The sequence below is a fragment of the Mammaliicoccus sp. O-M54 genome, from assembly GCF_022386035.1.
Taxonomy (GTDB): domain Bacteria; phylum Bacillota; class Bacilli; order Staphylococcales; family Staphylococcaceae; genus Mammaliicoccus; species Mammaliicoccus sciuri_A.
The window spans coordinates 641,602-658,112 of sequence record NZ_JAJNJE010000001.1 but is presented as its reverse complement, the minus strand read 5'-3'; the positions used below and the strand labels follow the sequence as shown (position 1 = coordinate 658,112).

Here is a 16,511-nt window from a genome sequence, read left to right as displayed (position 1 = left end):
TAAAGTGGTATAATTATATAATTATTTAAACTGAGAAACAAGTTCATCAAATTGATTTTGTTCTAGTTTAAGTGATTTTTTAACAAGCGGTTGCTCATCAAACTGTTCAATTTGTGATTCATATGATGGTGTATCTTTATCTTGATAAATAATACCTGTAATCATTGATTCAGTATCTAATACAGTTTGCATTGCTTGAGATTTATTCGTATTATCATAACCTTCAATATCTGCAAGCTTTGTTAAATTTTCTTTAAACCAGTCGTACGTATTAATTTTATTATACGTTACACATGGTGAAAATACATTTACAAATGAAAATCCTTTATGATTAATCGCTTCTTCAATAATACTTGTTAATTCTTTAATATCACTAGAGAAACTTTGAGCGACAAATGTTGCACCAGATGATATCGCCAATTCTAAAGGTGCAATATTTTGTTCGATGTTACCTTTTGGAGTTGATTTCGTTACAAATCCTTTAGCTGAACTTGGTGATGTTTGTCCTTTTGTTAAACCATAAATTTGGTTATCCATAACGATATAAGTCATATCCATATTTCTTCTTAATGCATGAACAGTATGACCCATACCAATCGCAAATCCATCACCGTCACCACCTGAAGCGATAACAGTTAAATCTTTATTTGCCATTTTAACACCTTGTGCTAATGGTAAAGAACGGCCATGTATAGAATGAACGCCGTATGAATTCACATAACCACTTAAACGGCCTGAACATCCAATCCCTGTAATAATGGCAACTTCTTCTGGCTCTAACCCAACATTAGCTGCAGCTTTTTGAATCGCAGCTTGTACTGAGAAATCTCCACAACCTGGACACCAGTTTGGTTTAACATTATTTCTAAAATCTTTAAATGTTGCCAATTAAATCAACTCCTTCATATTACTTACGATTTCTAACGCTTTATCTTCTATTTCATGTGGTAAGAACGGTGTACCGTCATATTTAGTTTGGTTAATAATTTTATTTTGATGATTAATATTCATCTTAATAATATTAGATAGTTGTCCTTGATAGTTATGCTCAGCTACAACAACTTTTTTAGCTTTGTTAAATGCTTCTTGCACAACATCTGAAGGGAACGGATGAAGTTGTCTTATTTGAATGTGATTGACTTTCACATTTTGTTGATCCAATCTTGAAATAGCTTCTTCGATTGCACCAGCTGTTGAGATAAAGCCAACATATAATATATCCGCTTCTTCATATTTTTCATTAGATTCTACTGGCTCATCTATCAATAATTGAGCTGTCTTGCGCATACGTTTATCCATTTGTTTTTGTCTGTTTTCAGCACTTTCAGAAGGTTTTCCTTCTTCATCATGTTCAACACCTGTTACGTGATGGATACCGCCTTTTGTACCTGGTAAGATACGTGGTGAAATACCTGAATCTGTTAAAGCATAACGTTTAAAGTACGCTTTATCTTCTTGTTTTTCTAAATCACCTTCAACCAATGCACCTCTACGAATTTCAACTTTGCTATAATCTAATGATTCGACAGTTTGTTTACCTAATGATAATTGTAAATCTGATAATAAAATAACTGGACATTGATATTCTTCAGCTAAGTTAAACGCTTCTACAGTTAAGTAGAACGCATCACTTGCACTAGTTGGTGCCAATACGATTTTAGGAATGTCACCATGTGTACCATAAATCATTTGCATTAAATCTGATTGTTCTTGTTTCGTTGGCAGACCAGTAGAAGGACCTCCACGTTGTGTATTGACAATCACAAGTGGTGTTTCAGTCATACCTGATAAACCTATTGATTCCATCATTAATGATAAACCTGGACCTGCTGAAGATGTGAATGAACGTACACCTGCATAGTTTGAACCTATAGCCATTGTACATGCTGCAATTTCATCTTCTGTTTGAATAACCGTACCGCCTAATGCTGGTAAACGATCAATCATATACTCCATAATTTCTGATGCTGGTGTAATTGGATATGCTGCCATAAATCTAACACCTGCTGCAACAGCACCTAAACCAATTGCATCATTCCCTATCATAAATAAATGACCTTCTGAGTCAGTTGGTTCTAATGTATGTTCACTTTGTAAATCGTCCATTTGTTCAGACATTAAGCGATATCCTTCATTTAAAGCTTGAATGTTTAAATCTACTACACTCTCACCTTTTTTACCGAATAGATCTTTTATTAATGATTCAAATACTGTCGTATCTAAATTCATTACAGCACAAGTTGCACCAACTGCGACCATATTTTTCATAAGTGCAGTGCCCAATTCTTTTGCTACACCTGTGAATGGTAAACTAACCAATTGTGCTTTACTATCTTCTGGATTTTGTGGTTTCGCTTTTTCATCTGCAATAATAATGCTGCCTTCAAGCATTTCATGATAGTTAACTTCTATCGTCTCTTGATCAAATGCAATTAATATATCTAAATCGTCACTAATAGCTCTTACTGGTTTTGACGATACTCTAATTTTATTATTTGTATGCCCACCTTTAATTCTACTTGAAAAATGGCGATATCCGTATAAATAATATCCTTGACGGTTCATAGCAGTTGCAAAAATTTCACCTGTTGATTCAATTCCTTCGCCTTGCTGTCCGCCCACTTTCCATGAAATTTGTGATTTCATTTTATGGCCTCCCCATGTAATATCTCATGTTATATCATAACAAAAAAACCCTTTTAATCCTATGAAATTAAAGGGTTTTAGTAAAAATCAGTCTAATGGACGATACTATTCAAATGGATGATCGTCATTAATTAATATACGTTGTATTTTTTTAGCTTTACCCGCACTATCAAGGTCAATAATAACACCTGACAATACTTTTCTACCTTCGTCTGGTAAATTATGACGTTGAGGTAAACTTGTTATAAATCTTTCTATAACTTCATCTTTATTAATACCTAATATGCCATCATAATAACCTGTCATACCTACGTCAGTAATATAAGCAGTACCTTCATTTAACACGCGCTCATCAGATGTTTGAATATGCGTATGTGTACCAACCATGGCACTTACTCTACCATTCAAATACCACCCCATTGCGTTTTTCTCTGAAGTTGTTTCAGCATGAAAATCGACAAATATATACGGCGTTATTTTTGAAGCTTGTTCTATAAGTTCATCTGCTTTTTTGAATGGGCAGTCAATTGCTGGCATAAATGAACGACCTTGTAAGTTAATGATTGCGATATCTTTATCATTAACTCTAATAATTCTCATGCCAAGACCAGGCGCTTCTTCAGGGAAATTCGCTGGACGAACCATTCTATTTGCTTGTCCAATAAAGTCATATATTTCTCTTTGACCATAAGTATGATTACCCATCGTTAAAAAGTCGGCACCCATTCTTAAAATATCTTTATAAATTTTCTCTGTTAAACCTTTACCATGTGCAGCATTTTCTGCATTCACAATCGTAAACGTTGGTTTATAACTCGCTTTAATTTTTGGTAAATATGTTTCTAACTGTTCTCTTCCTAGTTTGCCTACAATATCACCTATAAATAAAATTCTCAATATTGACATCCTCTCTATTCACTCTATATTCTAATTCAAAATAAAAAATTTTAAAAGAGATGATTATTAATTTTTTATTAGGGTATACATAATACGAGCGTTATTCAAACACATTTGTTTAGTAACGTTACAAAATCTAATAGGAGTGTTTATTTAAACATGGGAATTGAAATCCAACCAGAAAAATTTGCAGAATTAGTGGTTAGAGCAAATCCATCCGTAGAAGAAAATGCAGAAGATATCGCGAAAGACAGTTTAGAACTATACGTTACAGCATTCAAACTCGCTGAAAAATATGGTAGTTGTGGCGTAAATTCACAAGAAACGTCCAACGTTTTAAAAGAAGCATTAGATTTAGAACTGAACTTAACACGTTAAATTTATTATAAAATACTAATATCAAAAACCATCGCTATAGACTGTAGCGATGGTTTTTGGTTTGTAATAATACTTACTTAAATATATAATTCACGATATTTTCAGTGGTACCTATTTTGTCATCTTGTAATAGTTGGTCTGTTATATTTTGATAATCTGGTTGTTTATTTTCTAGTAATTGTCTAGCCAGTATGCGTTCATCATTACTTGCAATTTCTATTGTGACAAGTTCGAATATATCAAAGTAAAAACCTATTTGTTCTGAGTAAACTTCTGTATCTTCTTGCAATAAGAAAATGGGTTTATTTAAATGTGCATAATCAAATATCGTAGATGAATAATCTGTAATCATGGCATCTGAAATTAAATATAGTTCTTGAATGTCTACAAGTTCATTATAAAAACAATGAATTCGATCACTTAATTCACTATATGTTACTCTCAAATGTGATTCGTTAGGATGTAATTTAACAATAATTTCATATTCTTCAGGCAATTGTTCTAATAAGATATTCAAATTGATTTTTGACAATAATGCTCTTTTTTCTTTTCTCCATGTCGGACAGAACAAAATATATTTTTTATCATTACTTTTAGTAAAGAAATATTTCGTAAGTACGCGTTCTTTCTCTGTTTCGTCATGCTTCATTAAATATTCATTTCTTGGTGCACCGAGTTGAAGGATTTGTAAGTCCTGCTCTGGTTGAATGTTAAATGATGACTCTAGTAACATTGTGTTTACTGCTGAAGAGGTTAATAAGTAATCCCACTTCTTCATTCTTGGTTTAAATGCTGCGACTTGAGCGTTTCTTTCAGTTTTATCTTCTAAATCATTCAACATTCTTTTAAGTGGAAAGCCATGCCATGTTTGTACAAATATTTGATCTTTATGTTTAAACACTCTATCTAAAGTATTGCCATTCACCACGACATATTTGCATGACCTAAATGTTTGATTATAGATGGTACTACCAAACCTTATAGGTATTAAATTATGATTTCTAATTTCCATATCTACTAACGCATTTCTAGAACTTACATATACTTCTTTATCAGGAAAATGTTCTTTAATATATAATGCGATATATTTCGGATCTCCGCTAAAGTTATTACCATGAAATGACTCAATGAACACTTTGTTTTCTAATGGTGTAATAGCATCATATTGCTGTTTAAGCTTATCCATTTTTCTTTTTTCGTATTTCTTTTTAGCAAAATTAAAGACTTTCTCATTATTTAACACTCTTCTAATAACTGGTTTAGTCTTATATTGTTCATACAAATCTCTACCATATTCAAGCTTTGATTTTTTACGGACTTTTTGTGTAACTTGTGACTTACTTCCTGATCCTACTTTTAAACCATACATACATCCTTTAGATGCTTCAATAAAATCAGAAGCATAGTCTCTATCAATAAATGTTGCATTCAATAACACTACATCTTCAGCTCGTTCTTCCTTTGTATATTTGTTATCAATAAACTCAATTAAACGCTCACTATCTTCTTGAATATCTTTCTCCAAAAATTCAACGGCATGATATGGTTCATATATACGTTTAAGCACACCATCTTCTCCAGCGTAAATAAATGCTTTATTACCTTCTGCTATAGATTCTAAAATAGAATAGCCTAATGTTTCATACGGAGAAGATGATATATAAATATAGTTTTTAGGTTCACGTTCATTCATATGAACATGTTCCTCTAGTTGATAATAATGAATTAAATTCTTATATAAAATTTCAGATGGTCCATACCCCTTGATATATAAATGTATATCATCATACCCCTTAACATTAATGATACGATTCATCATTTTTATAACATATGAAATATCCTTTATATTATCTTCAAATCTCGCTTTAATTAATAAATTCCTTCGTGTCACACTAGGCTCTTTATTCACAATAATATGTGACGCATCAACATATTGATTAAAGACATTCTCTTTTCCATAACGCTCGATGAAATCATGCTTAATATCAATATAACTCACTCTATATGCATCAATTGCATCAAAAGCTAAATCTTGATTATCATCAATATATGCTAATGGTCCATGTATCTCCCCTACGACCATTGCATTTGGATTGATGGATTTTATTTCTCTTGCTAAATAAAAAAAGGTTTCTCTCGTTAGTATAACGAGATCTGCATTTACAAAATCTTCACTTGTTTTAAATTCTTCGAAACTTAAATGCTTATCAAATAATTGTTCATTAATCATTGTATTAAATTTCGCTGTCTTATCAAAAGTTTTAAAATTATAATAAACAACTTCATGATTAGCTTTAATAAACGATTTAATTAAATTGATATTACTTCTTGATGTTCCACCTTTAGCAAAAAGATTGAACCCTAAAATTTTAATTTTCATTCAATCTCGCCCCTTTGTAATTGTTTTTATCTTATAATTAAATTTTCATTCATACTAACACTCCTTATACACTTATTCCACAATTTTTAATTATTTTACACAGAATTATTTGTTATAAATAATTAATTCTATTGAATATAAAAATAGAAGACAATCTAATATAAGATTATCTTCTATATTACAATATTAAATTCAATTTCTTTTTCTCATCAATCACTTACTAATACATCTCTTTTGAATTGTATAGCTTGAATAACACCCTTTGAAATTTCTTCATGATTCAACCAACGTTTAGTTCCATCATCATTTACTCGATGACCCAATTTTACCGTGAATACATTAAAGCCTTTATTCTTAAGCTTATTAATAAACTCAGCATCATCAAATTTATTTGTACCGACGACGTGAACATAAATTGGTTCAGCATGCTTATCTAGACTTATATTTTTCTCAATGAACTTAAGATGACTGAAATAACCATTACTATGTACCCAACTCACCATAATATTGACATCTCGTATATGCTCATCACTCAGCACACAATCATTTTCATAATCATATTGTTTAAAATGTATATTTTTTGAATGAAGTAAGTCCTCTGAGTATTTATTTTGATTTCTAGAAAGTAGCCAAATATCATCATCAAAATGTTCTTTAATCCATTTCGTTGCATCCATCAGCATACCAGATCCACCAGCAATCACAATTGTCACTTTATTCACCTACTTTAATTTTAAAAATTTTTCTTAAGTATGCTTAATATAACACAAGCTTTCAATAGATTTTCATTTATTAAGTCAAATTTATCTCTCACATTTCACTTTACAAATACGAACACTTGTTCGTATAATAAAAGAAAAGATTCTACGGGAGGTGTTTGTGATGAATAAGTATATTAACTTAATGATTCATAAATTTGAAACTTACATTTACATGTTAGATAGCGTTGAACCAACTAATGATACGGCGATATTTTTAAATGGTGAAGTCATTTATAAAGAAATAGACAAAGTTGAACGCTACCTTCAATCATTTGATTATCGAACTGAGAAGTTCATTTTATTTACGGGATATTTAAAGATTTTACGCGTCATTTATCGTGATGTTTATACATCTTCAACACAACGAAATACGATGATCGTTTCTTTGAATAACGCGATTCATTGCTTAAATAAAATGAATAAGGAGCTTGTATATGAAAATCATTAATCCTGACTTACCAGAACCTTATAAATATGAGACAGATTATCGCAAAATTCCTAATCATTATCTACAACGTAATATTCCTAAAGGAAGAGGCATGATTAAATGGGCACCATTTGCAACAATGCCTCAACAATATGAAATGATTAAACAGTTTATAGCCGATCAAACAAAAGTAGAGAAACCTATATTAGAAGAAACTGCATTAAATGATTTGAATAACGTATTAGCAGAGAAAATATTTTATAATCCACAAGCACTTATTAAATATTGGGAAGATGGTTATTTTAAAGAAATAGCATGTGAAATTCATAAATTTGATAGTGAACATAAAAAATTAGAAGTCATTGCAGAGGATAAGAAAGTACGATTGAGCATGGATTGTATTGTTAGTATTGAATAGTGTAAAACCATTTTCTTCGCTTATGCTATGATATGTAAATGGGGGTGGCATCATTTATGATAACAATTGAACGTATTACTAAAAATAATGAACATGCACTGAAATTACCTAATGAACCATTTGAATTGTTCGGTAAACTTGTCGTTACGAGAACTGCTGATGCATGGCAATATCATGAAGTATTAACGGATTCTGATACGATGATTTTTCCTGATGAAGATTATCAGCTTGATTCAATAGATCAGAAAGGTTTTGCAATAGGTGCTTTTGATGATAACAAATGTATTGGTTTAGGTGTTTTTGAAAAGGATTGGAATAAATATTTGTATTTAAGTGATTTAAAAGTCTCTTCTTCTTACCGCGGTCAAAATGTTGCATCAACATTGTTAAATGCAGCGATAGAATTCGCAAAAGATGAAGGTATGGAAGGGATTTATACGATAGCTCAAGACAATAATTTAAATGCTAATCGCTTTTATTTAAAATATGGCTTTGAAATTGGTGGACTAAATACCAAATCATATCAATTCACACAACAAAAAGGTAAATTTGATATTTATTATTATTTGGATTTTAATGCATAACTAAAAAGCGGGACGGAAATCTTTTTAAATAAATTAGATTTCTATCCCACTCTCATTTTCACTATATTACATTTAGTTCATTTTCTTCGCTTTAAAACATGATATCAGAATGAAAGCAATAAGTTTAATGTTTTAATAACCCCGCTATCGTTATGATTGATAGCGATGAGGTTTGCCTCTTTTTTCAATTCTGGATAGGCGTTATCCATTGCTACTTTATATTTAGCTGATTTGAATAAATCTATATCATTAAGTCCGTCTCCAAAAGCAATTGTTTCAGCTGGATCAATGTTTAATATGCTTTGTATTTTATGAATAGTCGTTCCTTTATTCACACCTAACTTCGTAATATCAACCCAGTAATCTTCAGATGCAATAATATACACTTCGTTGTTAAAGTAATCAATTTGTTGTGCTGTTTGTTTACATTTACCTGAAGCGTCATGAACCGTAATTTTCAAGAAATCACTTTTAATTTCTGTGAAGTCTTTAATGTATGTAACATTTTGATATGACCCATGTACAGCTTTTCTCTCTTCATCAGAAACAGTATCTAGAACATATGCTACATCTTCCGTACATGCAATAATTGTTTGCTCTGGATCTATTTTTGTTAAAGCATCAATAATATTTAATCCTAGTTCATTTTGTATCGTTGCTGTGTAAAGAAATTCACCGTTATATTTTATACGTGTTGCACTATCTCCAATGATAAATGTATCTTTCGTTAAATCACCTACAATATTTTCAACTCTTTCACATTGTTTCCCTGTACAGAACACAAATCTAATATTATGTGAATCTAGATTTTCTTTTAATATACCAAACGCTTCTCTATCAAACTCGCTATTCCCATCTAAAAAAGTACCATCCATATCTGTAACAACTAATTTTATATCCATCTTATTATCTCCTTTACTTTGTAACTATTTAATCACATTGTATCGGTATAATTATAGTTTTTCAATAGAAAGCGTTTACTTTTTTATTTGTTTAAGAAATTGTTTTGGTGTTTGGCCATACCTTTCTTTAAACTTTTGTATAAAATAACTCGTTGTTGAAAAGCCACATGCATATGAAATATCTGTAATCGACTTATCTGTATGTTTGTTTAACATACTGACACTTTTTTCTAATCTATAGTTTAAGATATATTGAAATGGCGTTTGATGAACATATTTACTAAACAGTCGGACAGTCTCAGATTTACTCATATGGATATTGTCACTTAAATCATTCAAAGTTATTTTAGATTGATAATGATCTTGTATATACTTAATCAATGTTTTAATACGTTGATCAAAATAGTAATGTGCGTCTGTTTCAATTTGCAACATGATATTTATCAAATATTTCAATGACTCATAATAGCAAATTGAAATATCTAGTTTAAAATGTTGTTCTTTTTTATCAAATTTATCACCCGCTTCTTTAATAATATTAATCAACATTTGATGTTCAGAGAGATTCGGTGACAAATATATATAAGGTATTTTATGTGCTAATTCTAATACTTGTGTTAAATATTCCATCTCTATCTGTTTATGCATATCAGCAAGATCAATATTCCAACAAAAATATTCAGTATCAGACATACTTTCATTTATTTCATGAACAACTTGAGAATTGATAAATAACCCGTGCCCTTTTGGAATATATATCAACTCTTCACCTATCCCAACTTTAAGTTCACCATTAATGACATAAACATATTGCAAAGCACTGTGCCAATGAATGGGGATATATCCGTATAACGTTTTGTTTAAAATAGTATGTAAAATAATATGATGCCAATTTTTATAAGGATATTGAATTAATTCTTCTCTTGTTTCTTCAACAATAATTTCAGTATACAATCAACAATCACCTCAATATTTTGATATTATTACACAATATTTATGTATTATATCATGTTTTAAGTCACTATAATCAATATATAATTATAAAATGAAGGTGAAACATATGGACAAGTATAATCGCATTAAAGGTATAACTTTAGCAATAGTTGGTGCAAGCTTTTGGGGACTAGGTGGTACAGTTTCTGATTATTTATTTCAACATCAACATATTGATATGAATTGGTATGTAACAGCAAGACTGCTTATAAGTGGTGTATTACTATTATGCTTGTTTAAATTAACGCATGAACAACATAGTTTGTTTAGTATATTTAAAGATAAGGCAAGTATCATTCAGTTGTTATTATTTTCAATTTTTGGCATGTTTCTCGTTCAATACTCATACATGGCATCCATCAATTACGGTAATGCAGCAGTAGCGACACTTTTACAATATATAGCGCCAGTCTATATCATTATTTGGTATGTCTTAAGAAAGAAAGATACTTTTAAAGCATTTGATTTAATAGCTATTATTCTAACAATCGCTGGTTCTTTTTTATTATTGACTAATGGGAGTATTCACAACTTAATGGTTGCTAAAAGTAGTATTATTTGGGGCATTATATCTGGTTTATCATTAGCTTTTTATACGATTTATGTTGGTAATTTATTAAAAAAATATCCATCCGTTCTCGTCGTTGGATGGTCAATGCTTATATCTGGCATATTTATCAATTTTAAAGCGCCTATTTGGGATATTGATATTCAACTATTAAATGGCCAAACTATTTTCTATCTCTTATTTGGGATTATTGCAGGTACAACGATTGCGTTCTTCTTCTTTATTTCTAGTTTGAATTATTTAAGTGCTAAAGAAACTGCATTTTTTGGAACAATTGAACCTGTAATCGCAATATTAAGTAGTGCAATTTGGTTAAATGTCGCGTTTTTACCATTTCAAATATTAGGGATATTGTTAATATTAGTATTAATACTCACAATATCATTAAAAAAAGGAAATACTTCCGAAGTTTAAAAATTAAAAACAACCATACTAAAACAAATATTATTGTCTCAGTATGGTTGTAAATCATTTATAAAAATATTTGATAAAAGTCTAAATCTAACCACTTATCAAATTTATATCCTACTTTTTCAATTTTACCACTATATTTAAATCCTAATTTTTTATGTAAATCAATACTGCCTTGATTATCACCATCAATTCCTGCAACAATCGTTTTATAGCCATTTTTCTTAGCTAAATCAATAATTTCTAATAATAATTTTGAAGCAATACCTTGTCTTCTAAAATCTGGATTTACATAAATAGAATGTTCAATTGTATATTGATATGCTGGCCAATCTCTGAAAGATCCGTATGTTGCAAAACCAGCAACTTGACCATCCACTTCATACACAATAACAGGTTGGTTATTTTCTACTTTCGTATTAAACCATTTATGACGTTCTTCTAATGTTGTTTCATCATATGTGTATACAGCTGTCGTATTCTTAATTGCATCATTATAAATATATAGGATATCTTTTAAATCTTCTTCTTTTGCTAATCTAATCATCTTTCCATCCTCCTTAATTTATATTTAGTATACATAAAGAATACAATCACACAAATTTATGTGAATATAACTGACATGACTGTACAATTATTTAACAATACGAATTTGTTAACATAATATTATTATTTGAAATGTTTTTCTATCCATTTATTTAAACGTAATCTATTTGGATTGATATGATCCATTTGTCCAAAGTCTACAACATATCCTTTTTCTTCTAGCCAACTTTTTTCAGCAGTTTGACTAGAAAATTGACCTTTTATTTCAGTTTTTATGCCTGTTACATTTGTAAACGTATCAACAACTTCGTTTAATGTTAATTCATCAGAAGCAATTTCAATAGATTGATGATTATATTCATCTTCATTTTTAAATATTTGAGCAGTTATTTTAGCAATATCTTCAGAAGGAATCATCGCAAATTTTATATCAGGTGAAATAAATTCTGGAATATATATGTTATCCGCTTCTACTTTGACAATGCGCAGAAAATTATCCATGAAAAATGATGGTTTAATAATTGTATAATTTAATGGGGATTCACTAAGCATGTCTTCAATTTTAGCTAACGCTTCGAAGTGTGGACCTGTACGATTTCTATTTACGCCTCCTGCAGTACTATATACGACATAAGAAATATTTTGTTTTACTGCTGTATCGATTATAGCTTTACCTTGTTGTAATTCTTGTTCTACATCATTCGGTATAATTGGCTGAACGCAATATACACCATATTGTTCTTTCATAGCTTGTTCTAAATCACTTTGATTACTTAAATCACCTTCAAATATTTCTAAATTGTCATCTTTAATATTTGCAAATTTTTCATTATGTTTGTTACGCGTAAATGCACGAACTTTCCATCCATCACTTAGTAATTCTCGAACGACCGCATTACCTTGCTTACCTGTAGATCCTATTACTAAAATACTTTGAGTCATCTATTTCCTCTCCCTTGTAAGAAACTATAATCCTCTTTATTACCTTTTAAATACGTATACTCAATCGGTTCATTTCCTTGTGCTTTAATTTCTTTATTTATAAAATCTCTAACATCCCATACTAAATGAATAAAATCCATTAATCTATTTCTCATTAATCCATTTGGTGCTTCCATATTTAATGCTTTATGAATATCTTTAGGTGTTACATTCAATCCCTCAGCAATTTCTTCCTCTGTTAAATGAGATGCTTTAAAATGCTCAATTAATTCTTTGCTCGTAACTTTTCTTTGTTCTTTATTTAAAGACATGATATTCCTTCTTTCAATTCAAATTCTTTGAACTTTAACTTTATATTTCATATAATAAACGGACAGGTATCCGATTGTCAATTTATAAGCAAGGAGGCGTCAACATGAGGAGAGATGCCGAAGAAAATAAACATCGTATAGAAACTAAAGCTAAAGCACTTTTTAATGAATTTGGTGTTGAAAATATCAGCATGAAACGAATTTCTAATGAACTCAATATAGGTATGGGAACACTTTATAGACATTTTGAAGATAAAAGTGCCCTTTGCTACAAATTAATCTCAAATGATTTTGAAATGTTCATGTCGGATCTAAACACAATTTCACAAAAAGAGCATTCAAACAAAATGATTTTTATACAGTCAATCGATCGATTTTTACAGTTCAAAATGGAACATCAAGCATTACTGAAGTGTGTTGAAAATAGTACAAGTAAAAAGGATTTCAAACAAACTGAATTCTATCAACTGTTACATGACTATTATTCAAACCTATTTAATTATGAAGAAAATAAACACTTTATTACATTCAAAGTAGATATCCTATTAAATGCACTTACGACTAAAAATTATGAGTTTTTAACAGAAAATAGGAAAATGTCTAATGAAGAACTTCGTAATGCACTTGTCCAATTATTTTATAACGATTATCAAGGAGACGATGAACAATGAGAAATGTACTGATTACAGGTGGAAACAAAGGTTTAGGATTTGAAACAGCGCGTGTATTGAAAGAACAAGGTTATAATGTATATATCGGTTCTCGCGATGAATCACGTGGTAAAAAAGCAGCTGAGGATATTGGTGTTGATTACGTTCAATTAGATGTAACAGATAATCAATCAGTTACATCTGCTGCAGAAACAATTCTTAATCAAGAAGGACATTTAGATATTCTCATTAATAATGCAGGTATCTCTGGTGGTTTCACTAAAGTTAGAGATATTAAACCTGAAGATATGGAAAACGTATATCAAACAAATGTATTTGGTATCGTACGTGTGACAAATCAATTCATTCCATTATTAGAGAAATCTGAGCAACCTGTCATTGTAAATGTTAGCAGTGGATTAGGCTCATTTGGAATGGTTACAAATGAAGAAACGATGGAATCCAAAGTTAACTCACTCGCTTATTGCTCGTCAAAATCTGCTGTCACAATGTTAACGGTACAATATGCAAAAGGATTACCACATATTCAAATAAATGCAGCAGACCCAGGTTCAACAAATACAGACTTAGTTGGAGATGCAAGTAACCAATCGAAACCAGTATCTGAAGGCGCTAAAGCAATTATTGAACTTGCGACAATAGATCAAAACGATCCTACAGGTACATTTATAGATGCTAATGGAATAATGCCTTGGTAATACAAACAAATTAAATTTCAATTAATGATTTTTAAAAGGAGTTCTAACAATGAAAAGTATTAATTTCGAAGAACATTTCGTATTAAAAGAAGTTCAAGAACAAATGAGTAAAATTATTCAACCATCAGAAAACGGTGTGCCATTAAAAGCGATGTTAGAAGCACTGGAACATCAAACTGGCTTTACGAATGAAGATGAAATTAATCAACATGAGCAACGCATTAAGTTTATGGATGAACAAAATGTACAAATCCAAGTGTTGTCTTACGGTAATGTCTCACCTTCCCTTCTTACTGGTGATAAAGCAATCGAATTATGTCGATATACAAATGACACGTTAAAAAAATATATTGATCAATATCCTGATCGTTTTCTAGGATTTGCTACATTACCTATTAACGAACCAAAAGCAGCTGCTGAAGAATTTAAAAGATGTGTGAATGAACTCAACTTTAAAGGTGCGCTCATCTTTGGTCGTCCAAATGGTAAGTTTTTAGATAGTCCTGAATTCCATACTATTTTTGAAACTGCAGAAGCTTTAGATGTACCTATTTATTTACATCCAGCGCCAATAAGTGACGAAGCATATCAAGCTTATTATCAAAGTGATCAATATTCAGATGCTACCGCTGGATCATTTGCTTGTTTTGGTTATGGTTGGCATGTTGATGTTGGTGTACATGCAATGCGTATTATTTTAAGCGGTATTATGGATAAATATCCAAACTTAAAAATGATTATAGGACATTGGGGAGAATTTACGCCATTCTTCTACGAAAGAATGGATGAAACCATTTATGCACCAAACTTAAAACATAAACCAAGTCACTACTTCAAAAATAATTTCTTTATTACACCAAGTGGTATGTTAACTAAACCCCAATTTGAAATGGTTAAAAATGCTGTCGGTGTCGATCATATATTATATTCTGCAGATTATCCTTATATTCAACCTGAAGAATTAGGTACATTCTTAGATGAATTAGACTTAACAACTGAAGAAAAAGAAAAGATTAGTTTTAAAAATGCACAAAAATTATTAAAACTTTAAAAATGGAGGCAATATAATGAATACATTAAAATTACAAGGCGCAAATTTAAATTACTATAAAGTTGGAGAAGGTCCTGTCTTAATACTTGTCCCAGGCGCTAACGGTACTGGAGATATATTCTTACCTTTAGCCGAACGATTGAAAGATCGTTTTACAGTTGTTGCTATAGATAGAAGAGATTACGGACATAGTGAATTAACAGAGCCGCTTCCAGAACGTGCACAAAATCCAGACGATGACTATCGTGTTAAACGAGACGCACAAGATGTTGCAGAACTTGCGAAACATTTAAGTGATGAGCCAGTATATATATTAGGTTCAAGCTCAGGATCAATCGTTACGATGCACGTATTAAAAGATTATCCAGAAGTCGTTAAACAAATTGCATTCCATGAACCTCCAATCAATACTTTCCTTCCAGATAGTCAATATTGGAAAGAAAAAAATGATCAAATCGTAGAACAAATTGCATCTGAAGGATTACAAAAAGGCATGCAAACATTCGGAGAAACATTAAACATCTCAGCAATTGATGCTAAAGACATGTCTAAACCAGTTTCAGAAGACGACGAAGCACAAAAAGCACAATACGAACGTATGATTTTCTGGGCAAATTATGAAATCAGACAATATACACATTCTGATATTACATTAGAAGATTTATCAAAACATAAAGATATTGTCACATTATTAAACGGTACAGATTCAGTAGGTTCATTCCCACAAGACGTTAACTTCTATATAGAAGAACAAACAGGTATTAAAATCGTCGATATACCAGGTGGACACTTAGGTTATGTTCAAAAACCAGAAGGATTTGCAGAAACTTTAACAAAAATGTGGTTATAATATCATAAAACATCGCATGTCACTCATAAACGAATGGCATGCGATGTTTTTTGTACAAAATGTGATTGAGTTTATAT

General features: G+C 30.6%; 19 protein-coding genes. 9 read left to right on the top strand and 10 right to left on the bottom strand.

What is annotated here, in order from left to right:
* Positions 1–21: 21 nt before the first annotated feature.
* From LQ673_RS03300 to LQ673_RS03290, 3 genes are all read right to left on the bottom strand, one after another.
* Entirely contained in the window at positions 22–888 is an 867-nt protein-coding gene (locus tag LQ673_RS03300) for a 2-oxoacid:ferredoxin oxidoreductase subunit beta (RefSeq protein ID WP_025905600.1), read from the bottom strand.
* Positions 889–2,646 (bottom strand): 2-oxoacid:acceptor oxidoreductase subunit alpha, encoded by a 1,758-nt coding sequence (locus LQ673_RS03295; RefSeq protein WP_126477442.1) that lies wholly within the window; start codon positions 2,644–2,646, stop codon positions 889–891.
* A 105-nt stretch (positions 2,647–2,751) separates the two neighbouring features.
* Entirely contained in the window at positions 2,752–3,543 is a 792-nt protein-coding gene (locus tag LQ673_RS03290) for a TIGR00282 family metallophosphoesterase (RefSeq protein WP_037587854.1), read from the bottom strand.
* 159 nt (positions 3,544–3,702) lie between these two features.
* Here LQ673_RS03290 and LQ673_RS03285 point away from each other — a divergent pair, with 159 nt between their 5' ends.
* The gene (locus tag LQ673_RS03285; RefSeq protein ID WP_025905597.1) at positions 3,703–3,921 is read left to right on the top strand and encodes a hypothetical protein; all 219 of its coding nucleotides are present in this window, start codon (positions 3,703–3,705) and stop codon (positions 3,919–3,921) included.
* 73 nt (positions 3,922–3,994) lie between these two features.
* Here the strand turns inward: LQ673_RS03285 and LQ673_RS03280 are convergent, their stop codons facing one another.
* Together LQ673_RS03280 and LQ673_RS03275 are read right to left on the bottom strand one after the other, a co-directional pair.
* Positions 3,995–6,301 carry a CDP-glycerol glycerophosphotransferase family protein gene (locus tag LQ673_RS03280; RefSeq protein ID WP_191835513.1) on the bottom strand — a complete coding sequence of 769 codons (2,307 nt, stop codon included), beginning with the start codon at positions 6,299–6,301 and terminating at the stop codon, positions 3,995–3,997.
* A gap of 209 nt (positions 6,302–6,510) precedes the next feature.
* Positions 6,511–7,014 carry a Rossmann-fold NAD(P)-binding domain-containing protein gene (locus tag LQ673_RS03275; protein WP_191835512.1) on the bottom strand — a complete coding sequence of 168 codons (504 nt, stop codon included), beginning with the start codon at positions 7,012–7,014 and terminating at the stop codon, positions 6,511–6,513.
* A 169-nt stretch (positions 7,015–7,183) separates the two neighbouring features.
* On the opposite strand from LQ673_RS03275, the gene LQ673_RS03270 reads away from it, so the two are divergent.
* Genes LQ673_RS03270 through LQ673_RS03260 form a run of 3 tightly spaced genes read left to right on the top strand, consistent with a single transcriptional unit; the run spans position 7,184 to position 8,491 of the window.
* A complete protein-coding gene (locus LQ673_RS03270; RefSeq protein ID WP_025907213.1) occupies positions 7,184–7,510 on the top strand; it encodes a hypothetical protein in 327 nt (108 codons plus the stop codon).
* Complete coding sequence (locus LQ673_RS03265) at positions 7,497–7,907, top strand: YolD-like family protein (protein WP_103360546.1); 411 nt, start codon at positions 7,497–7,499, stop codon at positions 7,905–7,907. The genes LQ673_RS03270 and LQ673_RS03265 overlap by 14 nt, the downstream gene beginning before the upstream one ends.
* Before the next feature lie 56 nt (positions 7,908–7,963).
* Positions 7,964–8,491 carry a GNAT family N-acetyltransferase gene (locus LQ673_RS03260; protein ID WP_239704632.1) on the top strand — a complete coding sequence of 176 codons (528 nt, stop codon included), beginning with the start codon at positions 7,964–7,966 and terminating at the stop codon, positions 8,489–8,491.
* 104 nt (positions 8,492–8,595) lie between these two features.
* Here LQ673_RS03260 and LQ673_RS03255 read toward each other — a convergent pair whose 3' ends face one another.
* Both LQ673_RS03255 and LQ673_RS03250 read right to left on the bottom strand, forming a co-directional pair.
* The gene (locus tag LQ673_RS03255; protein ID WP_191835510.1) at positions 8,596–9,393 is read right to left on the bottom strand and encodes a Cof-type HAD-IIB family hydrolase; all 798 of its coding nucleotides are present in this window, start codon (positions 9,391–9,393) and stop codon (positions 8,596–8,598) included.
* A gap of 75 nt (positions 9,394–9,468) precedes the next feature.
* Positions 9,469–10,347 (bottom strand): AraC family transcriptional regulator, encoded by an 879-nt coding sequence (locus LQ673_RS03250; protein WP_191835509.1) that lies wholly within the window; start codon positions 10,345–10,347, stop codon positions 9,469–9,471.
* A 106-nt stretch (positions 10,348–10,453) separates the two neighbouring features.
* Between LQ673_RS03250 and LQ673_RS03245 the strand changes: the two genes are divergently transcribed.
* On the top strand, positions 10,454–11,368 hold the full coding sequence (locus LQ673_RS03245; RefSeq protein WP_191835508.1) for a DMT family transporter: 915 nt from the start codon (positions 10,454–10,456) through the stop codon (positions 11,366–11,368).
* A 58-nt stretch (positions 11,369–11,426) separates the two neighbouring features.
* Here LQ673_RS03245 and LQ673_RS03240 read toward each other — a convergent pair whose 3' ends face one another.
* From LQ673_RS03240 to LQ673_RS03230, 3 genes are all read right to left on the bottom strand, one after another.
* Positions 11,427–11,912 carry a GNAT family N-acetyltransferase gene (locus tag LQ673_RS03240; protein WP_037587840.1) on the bottom strand — a complete coding sequence of 162 codons (486 nt, stop codon included), beginning with the start codon at positions 11,910–11,912 and terminating at the stop codon, positions 11,427–11,429.
* A gap of 122 nt (positions 11,913–12,034) precedes the next feature.
* Positions 12,035–12,853: an NmrA/HSCARG family protein gene (locus LQ673_RS03235; protein ID WP_191835507.1), complete on the bottom strand. Its 819-nt coding sequence runs from the start codon at positions 12,851–12,853 to the stop codon at positions 12,035–12,037.
* Positions 12,850–13,164 (bottom strand): DUF2316 family protein, encoded by a 315-nt coding sequence (locus tag LQ673_RS03230; protein ID WP_191835506.1) that lies wholly within the window; start codon positions 13,162–13,164, stop codon positions 12,850–12,852. The genes LQ673_RS03235 and LQ673_RS03230 overlap by 4 nt, the downstream gene beginning before the upstream one ends.
* A gap of 104 nt (positions 13,165–13,268) precedes the next feature.
* Here LQ673_RS03230 and LQ673_RS03225 point away from each other — a divergent pair, with 104 nt between their 5' ends.
* Genes LQ673_RS03225 through LQ673_RS03210 form a run of 4 tightly spaced genes read left to right on the top strand, consistent with a single transcriptional unit; the run spans position 13,269 to position 16,434 of the window.
* The gene (locus LQ673_RS03225; RefSeq protein WP_191835505.1) at positions 13,269–13,835 is read left to right on the top strand and encodes a TetR/AcrR family transcriptional regulator; all 567 of its coding nucleotides are present in this window, start codon (positions 13,269–13,271) and stop codon (positions 13,833–13,835) included.
* On the top strand, positions 13,832–14,533 hold the full coding sequence (locus LQ673_RS03220) for an SDR family NAD(P)-dependent oxidoreductase (RefSeq protein ID WP_239704634.1): 702 nt from the start codon (positions 13,832–13,834) through the stop codon (positions 14,531–14,533). Before LQ673_RS03225 ends, LQ673_RS03220 begins: the two co-directional genes overlap by 4 nt.
* A 49-nt stretch (positions 14,534–14,582) precedes the next feature.
* Positions 14,583–15,584 carry an amidohydrolase family protein gene (locus LQ673_RS03215; protein WP_191835503.1) on the top strand — a complete coding sequence of 334 codons (1,002 nt, stop codon included), beginning with the start codon at positions 14,583–14,585 and terminating at the stop codon, positions 15,582–15,584.
* Between the two features lie 16 nt (positions 15,585–15,600).
* Positions 15,601–16,434: an alpha/beta fold hydrolase gene (locus LQ673_RS03210; protein WP_239704636.1), complete on the top strand. Its 834-nt coding sequence runs from the start codon at positions 15,601–15,603 to the stop codon at positions 16,432–16,434.
* Positions 16,435–16,511: the final 77 nt, after the last annotated feature.